12 protein-coding genes and 1 pseudogene are annotated in these 15,318 nt (G+C 71.7%); 9 read left to right on the forward strand and 4 right to left on the reverse strand.

The features are described 5' to 3' along the window. The first annotated feature begins 60 nt into the window (after positions 1-60). Complete coding sequence (locus ABZ098_RS23720; protein ID WP_356594193.1) at positions 61-1,611, forward strand: metallophosphoesterase family protein; 1,551 nt, start codon at positions 61-63, stop codon at positions 1,609-1,611. 54 nt (positions 1,612-1,665) lie between these two features. On the opposite strand, the gene ABZ098_RS23725 is transcribed toward ABZ098_RS23720, so the two are convergent. Further along, on the reverse strand, positions 1,666-1,797 hold the full coding sequence (locus ABZ098_RS23725) for a hypothetical protein (protein ID WP_107056436.1): 132 nt from the start codon (positions 1,795-1,797) through the stop codon (positions 1,666-1,668). 1,397 nt (positions 1,798-3,194) lie between these two features. On the opposite strand from ABZ098_RS23725, the gene ABZ098_RS23730 reads away from it, so the two are divergent. Next, positions 3,195-4,337 carry an NUDIX hydrolase gene (locus tag ABZ098_RS23730; protein ID WP_356594195.1) on the forward strand — a complete coding sequence of 381 codons (1,143 nt, stop codon included), beginning with the start codon at positions 3,195-3,197 and terminating at the stop codon, positions 4,335-4,337. Positions 4,338-4,385: 48 nt separating this feature from the next. Further along, a complete protein-coding gene (locus tag ABZ098_RS23735) occupies positions 4,386-4,904 on the forward strand; it encodes a hypothetical protein (RefSeq protein WP_356594197.1) in 519 nt (172 codons plus the stop codon). A gap of 60 nt (positions 4,905-4,964) precedes the next feature. Here the strand turns inward: ABZ098_RS23735 and pruA are convergent, their stop codons facing one another. Both pruA and ABZ098_RS23745 read right to left on the reverse strand, forming a co-directional pair. Continuing rightward, on the reverse strand, positions 4,965-6,596 hold the full coding sequence (gene pruA / locus ABZ098_RS23740) for an L-glutamate gamma-semialdehyde dehydrogenase (RefSeq protein ID WP_356594199.1): 1,632 nt from the start codon (positions 6,594-6,596) through the stop codon (positions 4,965-4,967). Between the two features lie 75 nt (positions 6,597-6,671). Beyond that, positions 6,672-7,598 carry a proline dehydrogenase family protein gene (locus tag ABZ098_RS23745; protein ID WP_356594201.1) on the reverse strand — a complete coding sequence of 309 codons (927 nt, stop codon included), beginning with the start codon at positions 7,596-7,598 and terminating at the stop codon, positions 6,672-6,674. A gap of 145 nt (positions 7,599-7,743) precedes the next feature. Here ABZ098_RS23745 and ABZ098_RS23750 point away from each other — a divergent pair, with 145 nt between their 5' ends. The 6 genes and pseudogenes from ABZ098_RS23750 (at position 7,744) to ABZ098_RS23775 (ending at position 14,701) form a co-directional block, all read left to right on the forward strand. Further along, the gene (locus tag ABZ098_RS23750; protein ID WP_356594203.1) at positions 7,744-9,081 is read left to right on the forward strand and encodes a helix-turn-helix domain-containing protein; all 1,338 of its coding nucleotides are present in this window, start codon (positions 7,744-7,746) and stop codon (positions 9,079-9,081) included. Between the two features lie 88 nt (positions 9,082-9,169). Next, positions 9,170-9,739: pseudogene (locus ABZ098_RS23755) on the forward strand (HAD hydrolase-like protein); the annotation flags it as partial. A gap of 154 nt (positions 9,740-9,893) precedes the next feature. Continuing rightward, positions 9,894-11,384 (forward strand): ABC transporter substrate-binding protein, encoded by a 1,491-nt coding sequence (locus ABZ098_RS23760; protein WP_356594205.1) that lies wholly within the window; start codon positions 9,894-9,896, stop codon positions 11,382-11,384. Next, positions 11,381-13,111 carry an ABC transporter permease subunit gene (locus tag ABZ098_RS23765; protein WP_356594207.1) on the forward strand — a complete coding sequence of 577 codons (1,731 nt, stop codon included), beginning with the start codon at positions 11,381-11,383 and terminating at the stop codon, positions 13,109-13,111. Before ABZ098_RS23760 ends, ABZ098_RS23765 begins: the two co-directional genes overlap by 4 nt. Further along, complete coding sequence (locus tag ABZ098_RS23770) at positions 13,101-14,021, forward strand: ABC transporter ATP-binding protein (protein WP_356594209.1); 921 nt, start codon at positions 13,101-13,103, stop codon at positions 14,019-14,021. The genes ABZ098_RS23765 and ABZ098_RS23770 overlap by 11 nt, the downstream gene beginning before the upstream one ends. Further along, positions 14,018-14,701 (forward strand): dipeptide/oligopeptide/nickel ABC transporter ATP-binding protein, encoded by a 684-nt coding sequence (locus ABZ098_RS23775; protein WP_356594211.1) that lies wholly within the window; start codon positions 14,018-14,020, stop codon positions 14,699-14,701. Before ABZ098_RS23770 ends, ABZ098_RS23775 begins: the two co-directional genes overlap by 4 nt. Here ABZ098_RS23775 and ABZ098_RS23780 read toward each other — a convergent pair. Next, positions 14,676-15,248 carry a TetR/AcrR family transcriptional regulator gene (locus ABZ098_RS23780; RefSeq protein ID WP_356594213.1) on the reverse strand — a complete coding sequence of 191 codons (573 nt, stop codon included), beginning with the start codon at positions 15,246-15,248 and terminating at the stop codon, positions 14,676-14,678. The two genes, ABZ098_RS23775 and ABZ098_RS23780, sit on opposite strands and share 26 nt — an antisense overlap. Between the last annotated feature and the right edge of the window lie 70 nt (positions 15,249-15,318).

Genomic DNA, 15,318 nt, shown 5'->3' on the forward strand with positions numbered 1-15,318 from the left:
TCGACTGGCGTTCACCCTTAGGTGTGGCGGCCGTTGGGATCCGCTGGGAACTTCACCGGCATGGACCTTCCCGACTTCGGCATCCCGCCCCGGCTCGCACTGCGGATGAGCATGGCCGAACAGCACGAGTACCTGCGGACCAAGGTGTCCCGTCGCCGCACGCTGGTGACAGCGGGCGCGGTGGCCGGTGGCCTGCTGACGGGCTGTTCCACCGAGGGGAGGTCCACCGCCTCCCCCACCCCCACGAGGGCGGTGCACGGTTCCGCCGTCTCCCCCTTCGGCCGCCACCTCGCCTTCGGCGCCGACCCGAAGACCCAGATGCGGATCTCGTGGCAGGTCCCGCTCGCGGTGCGCAAGCCGTACGTCCGCGTCGGCCTGACCCCCGACGACCTGGGCCGCAGGATCGAGGCCGAGCTCCGCGACCTGCACACCCCGGGCCGGACCGGCGTACGCCTCGCGCTCGACCAGTACTACCTGCACGCGGCCCTGGACGGACTGCGGCCCGGCACGACGTACTACTACGGCGTCGGCCACGACGGCTACGACCCGGCGGACGCGAGCCGCCGCTCGACCATCACCAGCTTCCGTACAGCGCCGGCGAGCCCGGAGAAGTTCGTGTTCACCGCGTTCGGCGACCAGGGGGTCGGCACCGCCGCGGCCGCCAACGACAACCTCCTGCTGCGCCAGAAGCCCGCCTTCCACCTGCACGCCGGCGACCTGTGCTACGCCGACGCCAACGGCCAGGGCCTGAAGTCCGACGGCTACGACCCCGGCTTCTGGGACCTGTTCCTCAAGCAGAACGAGGAGGTCGCGCGGAGCGTGCCGTGGATGGTGACCACCGGCAACCACGACATGGAGGCCTGGTACTCCCCCGACGGCTACGGCGGCCAGCTCGCCCGCTGGTCCCTGCCGGACAGCGGCTTCGACCCGCGCTCGGCACCGGGCGTGTACTCCTTCACGTACGGCAACGTCGGCGTCGTGGCGCTGGACGCGAACGACGTGTCGTACGAGATCCAGGCCAACTTCGGCTGCACGGACGGGAAGCAGACGAAGTGGCTGGAGCGGAGACTCGGTGAGTTGCGCTCGACGACGGGGATCGACTTCGTCGTCGTCTACTTCCACCACTGCGCGTACTCGACGTCCTCGCACGCCTCCGACGGCGGGGTGCGCGCCGCGTGGCTGCCGCTGTTCGAGCAGCACCGGGTGGACCTGGTGATCAACGGGCACAACCACGTGTACGAGCGCACGGACGCGATCCGCGGCGGCGTGGTCGGCCGGCCGGTGCCGGTCGGCGGTGCCACCGATCCGACGCGGGACGGGATCGTGTACGTCACGGCCGGCGGGGGCGGCCGTGACCTGTACGGCTTCCCCGCGGGGGTGAAGGAGAGCTACGAGGGGCGCGTGCACGACCTCGAGTCCGTCGAGACCTTCCAGTGGACGAAGGAGAAGCAGCCCCGGAAGGAGACGGTGGAGTGGTCGCGGGTGCGCTACCGCGGGTTCTCGCTGCTCTCGGTGGAGGTGGAGAGCGGGGCGCGGCCGCGGCTGACGGTGTCGGCGCTCGCGCAGAACGGGGAGCGCATCGACCATTTCGAGGTGCGGCGCGGGGCCTGACGGGCGCCCGCGCCACACCTCGGACGGGTGCGGCTCCCGGCTGTGAGGGACCGGTCAGTGACCGGTCGAGCCGCCGTTGTCACGGCGGTCGAGGGCGCGCTGCAGGGCTGCGGCGGCGTTCTTGCGGTCGGACTCGCTCGTACGGGAGATGTGACGGACTCGACGGCGGGCGGTCGTCTCGGCCATGAGAAATCGACTCCTTCGAAATTCCTGGGAAGGGGACAACGAGACGCCGGAAGGGGCGGGGAGCGACGGACCGCAGGGGTTGCCTGCGCGGGGCCCGGCTCACGACCGCCATTCGCTTGATCGAGCGAGACGTTCGGCTCCTACAAAGCTAAGGGAGGAGGGCCGGTCTGTCTCCACAATTACTCGGACTTCCTACTATCTGAGACGGCGGAGTGGATCACACGTCGCTGACCTGCGGTTTCGCCGATTCCCTGAGTACCCCGAGCAAGCGCCCGGACGGCCGCGGCGGGGATCCAGTCCTGCTCGGCCCACCAGGGCCAGTTGTCCCGGCCGGGTGCACGAGCTTCGGCTCTTCCAGGAGTACGTCCCCGACGGGCCTCGACGGAACGGGCGCACCGGTGTCAACGTGCCTGGCGTGGCGGTCCCGAGGTCGACCCACCCTTCAGTTCACACCGGCCGTTCCGGGACCGATCTCCTGTACGACGTGACACTCGCCTCGATGCCGGGGTGGAGTGCGGACAGCCGCTCCAGGACAGGCGAAAGCAGCTACATGGCGCCGATGCGGAGCGGGCCGCCGATCTTGGTGCGTGCGATTACCCGGGGCTCGTGCGCGAGGACGGGAAGCGTCCGCAGGCGGCGCAGCTCCTGCGGTTCCAGAGAGACCGAATGCCCATGTCCCCCACGAGGACGGCTCATGTCCGCCCCGTTCCATGGGCCCAACCCCCTCTCCACCGCCACGCATTCCTCCCTGCCGTCCCGGGCATGACCGCGCTCACCGTGCGCCAGAGCGCCCGTCCTACCGGCTTCCCGACCCCGCGCCCTTTCCGCGTCGTGGAGTCGAGATCCCCAAGGATGAGTTCCTTCCACCGCAGGGCCGGCGCATCCACTCGCTGGGACTGCGACCGGGTCGAGACGCCTGCCCCGATATGAAGGCGTGCCCCTCTCCGTCCACTTGAGCGTGCTCGGCGGCACGGGCCTGACGGCGTACGTCGGTCTCACCCGGGTCGCCGCGGCTCCGCCAGGACGACGACCTGTTCGTCTCGACAGCGGCCGGCGGCGTCGGTACGGCGACCGGACGTTTCACCCACTACTGGGCGCGGGCCGCCGCCTTCGAGGACAACGTCGGCGGAAGGCCGGTCAGCCAGCCAGGAGTTCGTCACGATCGACGGAGACACCTGCACCGCCCATGTAAGCGCGTCCGCGTCACTCTTGGCGGGACGACCGCGGGATGCGCCGCAGTAGCACCCCGTTGCACCGGGCCCTGCACCGGGCTTGGTTCTTTTCGTTCTGACACATTGCCAGAAAACCGGCTCCCACCTCGGACGACGCCCAGGTTCTTGTCAGGACGGCGCTATCAGGAATACCGGGCGGTACCGCCGGAGTGGCACAGTCCCGTTATGCGCAATCCCATGCTCCAGCCGTCCATCGCACTCATCGGGAGCTTCCGGCAGCACTACCCCGAGGTCTTGGCGGCCGCCAAGGTCTTCACGGACGGCGGGCTGACTGTGAAGACACCGCCGATGTCCCGGATCATCAACCACGGGCACGAGTTCGTGCGCTTCGCGTCCGACCCTCCGGAGTCCTCGGACCACGACATCCAGACAGCGACCCTGGAGAAGATCTTCACCTCGGACCTGGTGTACGTCGTGAACCCCGGCGGGTACGTCGGCCGTACCACCGCATACGAACTGGGACGCGCCCACGAACGAGGCCTCGCCGTCTACTACGCGGAGCCTCCGAAGGACCTGCCCATCGACATCGCCGAGGGCACTGTCGTCGACCCGCGCCGCCTGGTTCGGATCATCGCCGGCAACGACCCGGGGCCCAGGCCGATCAGGCGTCCACGGGTCGCCGCGCAGCTGACCGCAGACATCGTCATCTTCACCATCCGCGAAGAGCGGCTGAACGTCCTGCTCGTCAGACGCGGCAAGGAGCCGTTCCGCTGGAAGCTGGCCCTCCCCGGTGGATTCGTCCGACCGGGAGAGTCCCTGGAGGACACGGCGCGACGAGAGCTCAGGGAGGAGACCGGCCTGAGCGGTCCCCGCATCCAGCTGAAGCAGTTGCACACCTACTCGCATCCGGACCGGGATCCCCGGGGCCGGGTCGTCTCAACCGCCTTCCTGGCGATCACCCCGAACCTGCCCGAGGCCACCGGTGCGACCGACGTGTACCGGGCGGACTGGCTCGAGGTCGAGGAATCACTGTGGGGCGACGACGGCCGTCTCGGCTTCGACCACGGCAAGATCCTCCGGAACGGGCTCGAACAGGCCCGAAGTCTGCTGGAACACACGACCATCGCGGCCGACTTCTGCGACGACCTCTTCACCATCACCGATCTGCGCAAGGTCTACGAGGCCGTTTGGGGCGTCGAGATCAACCCGGGGAACTTCCACCGCAAAGTGGTGGAGGAGACCTCCGGGTTCGTGGTCAGGACCAACAAGGTGCGCAGGTCGGGTCCCGGCAAGCCGCCCGCACTGTTCCGCCGGGGCTCCGCCCATGTGCTGTATCCCCCCATGATGCGCGGCTCGCGCACCTCCTGAACCCGTTCCACCAGCCCCCATGCAAGAGGCGACCTGAAGGAGACCACCATGGCGCCCCGCGTTTCTCCCCTCTTGCTGGCGAAAGCCGGCGACACCGCCGGCGGCGGGCTCTCCTCCACTTGGACGTGGGCAGCGGTGATCGCCCTTGTCTCGCTGGCCGTCGGCACCTGGCTCACCGTCAACCACCGCCGTCGCGACCGGCTCGCCCAGTGGCTCCAGCCCGGTTACGACACGGCGAGCGAGACACGGATACTGCTGGACCGGCTGTCGCTCACCACTGCGGTGGAGGGCGTCACGGCCGAGTTGCGGGTGCTGGTTGACCTCGTCAGCAAGCTCAGGATCGCCGAACAGCGCTCCCCGAAGCTGCCGTTCGGAGTGATCGTCGCGGAACTTGAGGCGTACCGGGCGAACGTGCTGCCACCGGACCACGCCGCCAAACTCGCCGTGGACGACTCCCTGCTGGACGGCTACCTCGCTCTCGCCCGCATGCAGGGGGTCAGGCTTGAGGCCGCGCGGGCCGCGATCGTTGTCGTCCAGGGGCTGATCGAGAGGCAGACGCGCAAGTGACGAGCGGATGCACGAAGGGGCCGGACGTTCGTCCGGCCCCTCAAGGTGACTGACGAACCGTCAGCCCATGTGCGGGTACCCGTACTCGGTCGGCGGGACCAGCGTCTCCTTGATGGCGCGGGTCAGGGTCCAGCGCTGGAGGTTCTGCGGGGCGCCGGCCTTGTCGTTGGTGCCGGAGGCGCGGCCGCCGCCGAAGGGCTGCTGGCCGACGACGGCACCGGTGGACTTGTCGTTGATGTAGAAGTTGCCGGCCGCGTAGCGCAGCTTCTCCATCGTGTACGCGGCGGCCGCGCGGTCGGACGAGATCACCGAGCCCGTCAGCGCGTAGTCGGAGGCCGACTCCATCTGGGTCAGCATGTCCTCGTACTTGTCGTCCTCGTAGACGTGGACCGCGAGGAAGGGGCCGAAGTACTCGGTGGTGAAGACCTCGTTCTCCGGGTCCGTGCACTCGACGACGGTCGGGCGGACGAAATAGCCGACCGAGTCGTCGTAGGAGCCGCCCGCGACGATCGTGCAGGTGGGGTCCGACTTCGCGCGGTCGATGGCGGCCTTGTTCTTGGCGAAGGCCCGCTCGTCGATGACCGCGCCGATGAAGTTGGACAGGTCGGTGACGTCACCCATGGCGATGCCGTCGACCTCGGCGGCGAACTCCTCGCGGAAACCGCTGTTCCAGATCGACGCCGGGATGTAGGCCCGGGAGGTCGCCGAGCACTTCTGGCCCTGGTACTCGAAGGCACCCCGGGTCAGGGCCGTCTTGAGGATCGCGCGGTCGGCCGAGGGGTGGGCGACGACGAAGTCCTTGCCGCCGGTCTCGCCGACCAGGCGCGGGTAGGTGCGGTACTTCTCGATGTTCGCGCCGACCGTCTTCCACAGGTGCTGGAAGGTCTTGGTGGACCCCGTGAAGTGGATGCCCGCGAGGTCCCGGTGGGCCAGGGCGACCTCGGAGACCGCGATGCCGTCGCCGGTGACGAGGTTGATGACGCCCTTGGGCAGGCCCGCCTCCTCCAGGAGCTGCATGAGGAGGACGGCAGCGTGCGTCTGCGTGGGGGACGGCTTCCAGACCACCACGTTGCCCATGAGCGCGGGCGCGGTGGGCAGGTTGCCCGCGATCGCCGTGAAGTTGAACGGCGTGATCGCGTAGACGAAGCCCTCCAGCGGGCGGTGGTCGAGGCGGTTCCAGACGCCGGGGGCGTTGGCCGGGGGCTGCTCGGCGAGCAGGTCACGGGCGTACTTGACGTTGAAGCGCCAGAAGTCGACCAGCTCGCAGGGCGTGTCGATCTCGGCCTGCTGGGCGGTCTTGGACTGGCCGAGCATGGTGGAGGCGGCCAGCGTCTCGCGCCAGGGGCCGGAGAGCAGTTCGGCGGCGCGCAGGATGATCGCGGCACGGTCGTCGAAGGACATCGCGCGCCAGGCGGGCGCGGCGGCGAGGGCCGCGTCGATGGCGTCCCGGGCGTCCTGCTGGGTGGCGTTGCGGAGGGTGCCGAGGACGGCCTTGTGGTTGTGCGGCTGCACGACCTGGAAGGGCTCGCCGCCGCCCATCCGCTTCTCGCCGCCGATGGTCATCGGCAGGTCGACCGGGTTCTCGGCCAGCTCCTTGAGCTTCGTCTCCAGCCGGGCCCGCTCGGGCGAACCGGGGGCATAGCCGTGCACCGGCTCGTTGACGGGGGTGGGGACCTGGGTCACAGCGTCCATGGGTTCCGTAACTCCTTGTGCTTGAGCGGGTGTTCGGGATCAGCCCTTGCTGACCAAGCTGCGGGTGAGGGCCTTTCAGCCCCGGGTGATCATGCTGCGGGCGAAGAAGCGCAGGTTCGCCGGCTTCTCCGCCAGCCGCCTCATGAAGTAGCCGTACCAGTCGGTGCCGTAGGCGGTGTAGACGCGCATGCGGTGACCTTCGGCGGCCAGCCGCAGATGCTCGTCGCCCCTGATGCCGTACAGCATCTGGAACTCGTACTCGTCGGGCTTGCGGCCGGCCCGATGGGCTAGTTCCTGGGCGATGGAGATCAGGCGCGGGTCGTGGGAGCCGACCATGGGGTACCCCTCGCCTTCCATGAGGATGCGCAGGACCCGGACGTACGCCTTGTCGATCTCGTGTTTCTGCTGGTAGGCGACCTCGGCGGGCTCCTTGTACGCGCCCTTGACCAGCCGCACCCGGCTGCCGGCCGCGGCGAGCCTGCGGGCGTCGGCCTCGGTGCGGAAGAGGTAGGCCTGGATCACGCAGCCGGTCTGCGGGAAGTCCTTCCGCAGTTCCTCGTGGATGGCGAACATCGAGTCGAGGGTGGTGTGGTCCTCGGCGTCGAGCGTGACGGTCGTGCCGATGGCGGCGGCGGCCTCGACGACGGGCCGGACGTTGGCGAGCGCGAGCTCGTGGCCGCCGTCCAGCGCCTGGCCGAACATCGACAGCTTCACCGACATCTCGGCCCTGGTACCCAGTTCGAGCGTCCTGAGCCGGTCGACGAGCGCGAGGTAGGCGTCCCGGGCGGCCTCCGCCTGCTCGGGCGTGGTGATGTCCTCGCCGACCACGTCCATGGTCAGCTCCAGGCCCTTGGCGGTGAGCTCCTGGACGATCGGCACGATCTCGTCGACGGTCTCGCCGGGGATGAAGCGGTCGACGACCTGCTTGGTCACCGGGGCAGCCGAGATCAGGCGTCGCATCCGGTCGCTGCGCGACGCGGCAAGAATCACGGGACCCAGCACGGGGCACCTCCACAAACCAGCAGATAGAACCACCGTGAAACCTAAGGATCCCTCCGATCGTCGGCCATCGACACCTGTCACGCATCCGTGCCGCAGATCTCAGACAGATGTATGAAGCGGGGTGTTTTTGCGCGAGAATGCCCGAGTGACCGCGGACTACAAAGGTGACTACCAGGAGCTGATCGACGAGATCTCGGAGCTCCTGGGCGTACCGGCGACCCTGGAGAACCGGGACTTCGAGCTGATCGCCTTCGGGGTGTACGACAGCGAGGGCGACCTCGATCCGTCGGCGCTGGACCCCGTCCGCACCCGCTCGATCCTGACCCGGCGCTCCACGGCCGCGGTCCGGACGTGGTTCGAGGGCTTCGGCATCACGCGGGCCAGCGCCCCCGTGCGCATTCCGCCGACCCCGGAGGCGGGGGTCTACCGGGGACGGATCTGCCTCCCGGTACGTCATCGGGGCGTCGTCCTCGGATACGTCTGGCTCCTGGACTCCGATCCCGGGCCGAGCGACCTGCAACTGGACGCGGCCATGCGGGTGACGGCCCGGATCGGCGCGCTGCTCGCGGACGAGGCGCAGCACGGGGCCGACCTGAGCCGGGAGCTGCGGGCGGTGCTGACCGCCGCGCCCGGCTGGCAGGCCGACATGGCGGTGGCGGCCCTGCGCACGGCGCTGGGTTCGCGCGGCGAGGGCCCGTACGCCGTGGTGTGCGTCGCCCCATGGCCGTCCGCCGACCCGGACGACGCCCCCTCGGCCCGTACGGTCCCGCACGCGACGGCCCTGTGCACGGTGCCGTGGGGCACCTCGGCCCAGTCCCTCGCCGTACTGGTGCGCCTGCGCGCGACGGACACCCTGACACCGGCGAGCTCGGCGGCGGGACGGCTGCTGGAGCGCGCGCGGGGCGGGGAGGTCCACGGCGAGACCGGCAGGGACCGTGATCGCGGCGGTGGCGAGCCGCGCCCGGCCGGCGCGGGTGCGGCCGAGAACAAGGGCAGCGGCACGGCGGTGCGCGGTACGCCGGCCTCGGGTGCGGCGCGGGACAGTGCGGCGGGCCAAGCCGCCGTGGCCGCCGGTGTCGCCGCCGGTGTCGCCGCCGCCCGCCTGGGCCTCGCCGAGCTGGCCCCCGCCTGGCTGGAGGCGTCGGCCGCGGCCCGGGCGGCCCTCGCGGAACCCGGCCTCGGCCCGGTCGCGGAGTGGTCCCGCATCGGCCCGTACCGGCTGCTGACCTCCCTCCCCCCGGAGACGGCCCACGACCCGGCCGTACGCCCCCTCCTCTCCCCCGCCCACCGCGAACTCGCCCGCACCGCCGAGGTCTACCTCGACTGCGCGGGCCAGGCCGGCCGCACCGCCGCGGAGTTGGGCATCCACCGCCAGACCCTCTACTACCGCCTCTCCCGCGTCGAACAGCTCACGGGCCTGGACCTGGACGACGGGGAGGACCGGCTGCTGCTGCACATGGCGCTCAAGGGGGCGCGGCTGTAACGGGTGGCGGTCCATCGACACGGGTCACGGCCGTCGCCGCGTTCCGCGGACCCCCGCTGCGGGGAGACTGGCCCTCGTGCCCCTGCTGATGATCGACCTCGACAACACCCTCGTCGACCGGGACGCGGCCTTCCGCGCGGCCGCGAGCGCCTTTCTCTGCGAACACCGGCTGCCTGAAGGGGACTTGGACTGGCTGCTGGCGGTCGACGCGAGTGGGCTCACACCCCGGCGGAAGGTCGCGGCCGCCCTGTCGGAACGGTACGGCGACATCGACTCCCAGGACTTCCTCGACCGGGGCGCGGCCGACCGCGTCACGGTGTCCGACCCGGTCCGCGAAGCGCTCGTCGCGGCCCTCGCCGACGGCTGGTCCCTGGTGATCGTGACCAACGGCCGAATCGTCCAGCAGGAGACGAAGATCCGCTCCACCGGCCTCGACCGGCTCGTGCACGGCTGGGTGATCTCGCAGGCGGTGGGACACCCCAAGCCCGCGCCGGAGATCTTCCACGCGGCGGCGGCCGTCGCCGGGACCGGGCTCGACGGCTCCTGGATGATCGGCGACTCCGCCCCCGCCGACATCGGCGGCGCGCTCGGCGTCGGGGCACGCTGCGTCTGGGTCTCGGGCGGCAGGCCATGGACCGAAACCGCCTACCGCCCCACCCGCATCACCGCGGACACCGCCTCCGCCCTCCGTCACGCGACCGGCACCCGAGCCGCCCGGGCGGCCACCCCGAGCCGATTATTGAAAATGATTGTCATCATGCTACGGTCAGCGCACTTCACTTCCTTGACCACCCCTTTACCCGGAGGGCCCCGTGCGCCTGCCCGCCCGCCACCTGATCCCGGCCGCCCTGGCGTCCACCCTGCTCACCGGCTGCTTCTCGGGTACGTCCGCCGGGGGTGGCGGCGCCGAGGAGCACGGCGGTCGCCTCCGCGTGGCGATGATGCAGCCCCCGCGCTCCGGCCTCTCCCCCCTCTCCGACGACGCGTTCAAGCTGTCGCGCTGGTCTACGGCGGAAACCCTCGTCGAGCTCGACGCGGACGGCGACGCGAAGCCCGCCCTCGCGACCAGGTGGCAGCAGTCGGGCCGCACCTGGACCTTCGACATACGCGACGGCGTCACCTTCCACGACGGCACACGGCTCGACGCCGAAGCGGTCGTACGGTCCCTCACCACCGCCGCCACCGCCGCCCCCAAGCCCCGCATCCTGGACGGCGTCACGCTGACGGCCAAGGCCGTGGACGCCGACACCGTCAGCGTCACCACCGCCCACGAGGACCCCCTGGTCCCGCAGCGGCTCAGCTCCCCGCAGTTGTCGGTCCTCGCCGCGAAGGCGTACACCGGCAAGACCGTGAACCCGGTCGGCGCCGGCACCGGCCCCTTCGAGCTGACGAAGGTGAACGGCACCGCCTCCGCCACCCTCGACCGCTACGACGGCTACTGGGGCGCCAAGGCCAAGTCCGCGGGAATCGACGTGCGGTTCGTGCCCGACGGCACCGCCCGCGCGGCCGCCCTGCGCAGCGGCGAGGCCGACATCGTCGAGGCGGTCCCGGTCTCGCAGGCCGCCGTCCTCGACCAGGACCTGATCACCGAGGTCCCGATGCCGCGCACCAACACGCTGTACCTGAACACCGGCAAGGGGGTCTTCAAGGACGCCTCGCTGCGCGCCGCCGCCCGTGAGGCCGTCGACGCCGGGGTACTCGTCGAGGGCGTGTACGAGGGGCGGGCCGATGTCGCCGAGGGGCTGCTCGGACCAGCGCTGCCCTGGGCCGCCGAACTACGCTCGCCGGTCCGGCGCGTGGCGGCGGGCCGCCCGCGGGGCGAGACGGTCACCATCGGCACCTACACCGACCGCGCCGAGATGCCCGAGGTCGCGGCCGCGCTGCAACAGCAGCTCCAGAAGGCCGGGTTCCGGGTGAAGCTGGACGTCCGCGAGTACGCCACCATCGAATCCGACGCGCTCGCGGGCGAGTTCGACGCGTTCGTCCTCTCCCGCGCCACCGTCCTCGACTCCGGCGACCCGGCCGCCTACCTCTACAGCGACTTCGCCTCCGACGGCACCTTCAACCTCTCGCGCCTCTCCGACAAGGCGGCCGACGCGGCCCTGCGGAAGGCCGCCGACGCCCCGGTCGGGGACGCCCGCCGCGGGGCGGTCATCGCGGCCGAGGCCGCCGTACTCGCCCAGGACGCGGCCGTGCCGCTGCTCCACGAGCGGGTGATCCAGGGCGACGCCGCCGGTGTCGTGGGCGCCGCGCACGACCCGCGCGAGCGGAAGCTGGTCACGGCCGACACGTACGTCAAGTGAGGCCGTCGTCCGCCGGGTCGACCCGGTTCCTCGTTCTCCTCGTGGTCGTCGCCGCCGTGGGTCTGCTGCCCTGGCTCTCCCACCGGGACCCGGCGCTCACCGTGCTGCGCGCCCGGTCGGCCGAGCAGGAGGGCACCGAGGAGGCACTGTCCGCGATTCGCGAGGACCTCGGCCTGGACGCCGGTCCCCTGCGCCTGCTGGGGAGCTGGGCCGCCGACCTGCTGCACGGCGACCTCGGCACCTCCTGGGTGTCGGGCTCCGACGTCCTGCCCTCCGTCCTCGCCGGACTCCAGGTGTCGCTGGCCCTGATGGGCGCGGCGCTCGGCGTGGCGGTGCTGCTGGCCGCCGCACTGGTGGCGCCGGTGCTCGTACGCGGGCGCGGCTCGGCCGGTGCCTTCGCCGCGATGCTCGCCGCCGTGCCCGAATTCCTGCTGGCCACGGTCGCCCTGCTGGTGTTCGGGGTGTGGCTCGGCCTGCTGCCGACGTCCGGCTGGGCGGGTCCCGCGTATCTGGTGCTGCCCGCCCTCGCCCTCGGCGTGCCCGCGGGCGGGCTGCTCGGGCGGCTGGTCGCGGACGCGCTGCCCGCCGTGCTCGACGAGCGCTGGGTGGAGCTGTGGCGGGGCGCGGGAGTGAGCCGTACGAGGATCTCGGCGGCCGCCCTCAAGCGCGTACTGCCGCCGCTGGTACCGCAGTTCGGCATGGCCGCGGTCGGACTCGCGGGCGGCGCGGTGGCCGTGGAGCTGGTGTTCGCGGTGCCCGGCATCGGGCGCACCGCCCTGGGCGCGGCCCGCTCGCAGGATCTCCCGCTGCTCCAGGGCTCGGTGCTTGCCCTGCTGCTCCTCGGCCTGGTCGCGGGCGCGGTGGCGGCGCTCGCCCGGCGCCGGCTGCTGGGGCCGGCCCTGCGGGACGCCGGTCTCAGCCTGCCCCCGCCCCGCCCGGTCCGTACCCACCCGGCCGTCCCCGCCGCCCTGTTCACCGTTCTCGCCGTGACCGTCTGCTGGGGCCTGCTGCGCGATCCGTACACCGTGGACACGACCGTCCGCCTCGCCGCCCCGTCCTGGGCGCATCCGCTCGGCACCGACGCCCTCGGCCGTGACGTGCTCGCCCGGCTCGGCCACGGCGCCGCCTCGACGGTCGGCACGGCGGCCGCGATCTGCCTGTTCGGCCTGGTGACGGCCCTCGCGCTGGGTTTCCTGCCCGGCGTCGCGGCGGGTGCGGCGGACATCGCCAACGCCCTGCCGCCGGTGATCGTCGGCATCCTGGTCGCCGCCGCGGCCGGTCCCGGTACCGGTGGCGCGGCCCTCGCGGTCGCCCTCATCTCCTGGCCGGCCCTGTCCGCGCACGCGGCGGCCCTCGTGCAGGAAGTGCGGGCGTCCGCCTTCCTCACCGCCCAACGGGCCATCGGGGCGGGTCCGTTGTGGATCCTGACCCGGCACGTCCTGCCCTCGGTGGCGGCCCCGGTGGCCCGGCACGCGCTCCTCCGCCTGCCCGGGATCGCCCTCGCCCTCGCCTCCCTGGGCTTCCTCGGCCTGGGCGCCCAGCCGCCCGCCCCCGAGTGGGGCCTGCTCCTCGACGAGTCCCGCGCCTATGTCGAACGCGCCCCGTGGGCCGCCCTCGCCCCGGCCGTGGCCCTCGCCCTGCTGGCGGGACTCGCGGTGTCGGGGGCGTCGTACACCCAGGGGCGAAGCCCGAGAAGTACACGGCGGGAGGCCGGAGTTGGGGTCTGAGGTACTGCTGTCGGTGCGTGATCTGCGGATCGCCTTCGCCGGCGTCGAAGCCGTGCGCGGGGTGTCCTTCGACATCCGGGCGCGCGAGGTGTTCGCCCTGGTGGGCGAGTCGGGCGCGGGCAAGAGCCTGACGGCACGGGCGCTGCTGGGCATGCTGCCGAGGCAGGCCACGACGACGGGCACGGTCCACCCCGACCTGTCGGGGGCGCGGGGCCGGCGGATCGCGCTGGTCCCGCAGGACGCCCTCTCGGCCCTGTCCCCCGTCCACCCGGTCGGCGCCCAACTCGCCGCCGCCGTACGGTCGGTGCGTCGCGTGGGCCGCCGTGAGGCACACGCCCTGGCGGTGGCCGCGCTGGACCGGGTGGGCATCGCCGACGCGGCCCGCCGGGCCCGCTCCTACCCGCACGAGTACTCCGGCGGCATGCGCCAGCGCGCGGTCGTCGCGATGGCCACGATCAACGAGCCGGACGTCCTGATCGCCGACGAGCCGACCACCGCCCTCGACACCGACCACCGCGAGCTGGTGCTGCGCCTCCTCGCCGAACAGCGGGAGTCGAGGGGCACGGCGCTGGTGCTGGTCACCCACGACATGGAGGCCGTACGGCGGCACGCGCACCGGGTGCTGGTGATGTACGCCGGCCGCGCGGTGGAGACGGGCCCGGCACGCGAGGTGCTCGCGCACCCCCTGGCCCCGTACACCGCGGGCCTGCTCGCGTCCCTCCCGGAGAACGCGCGCGGACGGCGTCTCGTCGCCCTGCCCGGCTCGCCCCCGGCCCCGGACGCCCTCCCGCCTGGCTGCGCCTTCGCCCCGCGCTGCCGGCTGGCGACGGAGGTGTGCCACCACCGGGAACCGGAACCAAGACGGGTGGACGACCGGCTGGTCGCCTGCCACCACGGGGAGGAGGCGTGAGCACACCCCTTCTCGAAGTCCGCGACCTGGTCGTCCGGCACGGCGAGGTCACCGCGGTGGATCACCTGTCCTTCACCCTGGCACCGGGCGAGACCCTCGCCCTCGACGGCCCGAGCGGCTGCGGCAAGTCGTCCACCGCCCACGCCGTGCTCCAGCTGCGCCGCCCGGACAGCGGCGAAGTCCGCTTCGAAGGAAGGGAGTTGACCACCCTCACCGAGCGCGAGCTGCGACCCCTCCGCTCCCGTATGCAGCCGGTGTTCCAGGACCCTTACGGCTCCCTCAGCCCGCGGCACCGCGTCCGGGACGCGGTCGCGGAACCGCTGCGGCTCAAGGGCCGAAGGCCCACGTCCGCCCAGATCGCCGAACTCCTCGACCGGGTCGGCCTGGACCCGTCGTACGGCGACCGCCGCCCGCACGAGCTCTCCGGCGGGCAGTGCCAACGCGTGGGCATCGCACGGGCGTTGGCGTGCGAGCCGCGCCTCCTCGTCCTTGACGAGCCGGTGTCGGCACTGGACCCCTCCGTCCGGGCCGGCATCCTCAACCTCCTCGCCGACCTCCAGGACGAGATGGGCCTCGGGTACCTGTTCATCTGCCACGACCGTGCGGTCGTACGGCATGTGGCGGACCGGGTGCTGGAGATGCGGGACGGGCGCATCACGCGCGCGTGGCGGCCTCGATGACCTGCCGCAGGCCCTCGGTGAGGGTGTCCGCGTCGGGCGCGCTCTTCGGATCGAAGGACCACTGGCCGATGAGCCCCGTCATCAACGCCAGATAGAACCGGCCGAGGGTGTCCGCGGTCTCGTCCGTCACCTCATCCTCCGGCACGCCCATCAGCATGGACACCAGACCACGCCCGCCCTCGCGTTGTGCGCGGACCAACTGGTCGCGCACCTCGGGCAGTTGGTCACCCATACCCATGACCTCCAGGCTGAGCCGCCACATCGAGCCGGGCTCCCGCATGGTGTCGACGATGGTGGCCCACACCTCCCGGAAGCGCTCCAGCGAGCCGGGCGCCCCGGTGAATCCCCCGCCTCCCTCGAAGGACATGTCCTCCACCAGCGCGATGTACGCCTGCGCCAGGAGCGCGTCCTTCGAGCCGTAGTGATAGCCGATGGACGCCAGATTCGTCCCCGACTCCTTGACGATGTCCCGCGCGGTCGTGCGCAGGAACCCCTTCTCCAGCAGGCAGCGCTTGGCGCCTTCGAGCAGATCCTCGCGATGTCCCATGCGCTCAGCCTATCTAGACAAGCGATTTATACAAACGTCATAGACAACCGTTTAAGACGCTCGTATAGTC

The organism is Streptomyces sp. NPDC006335 (assembly GCF_040612795.1).
Lineage (GTDB): Bacteria > Actinomycetota > Actinomycetes > Streptomycetales > Streptomycetaceae > Streptomyces.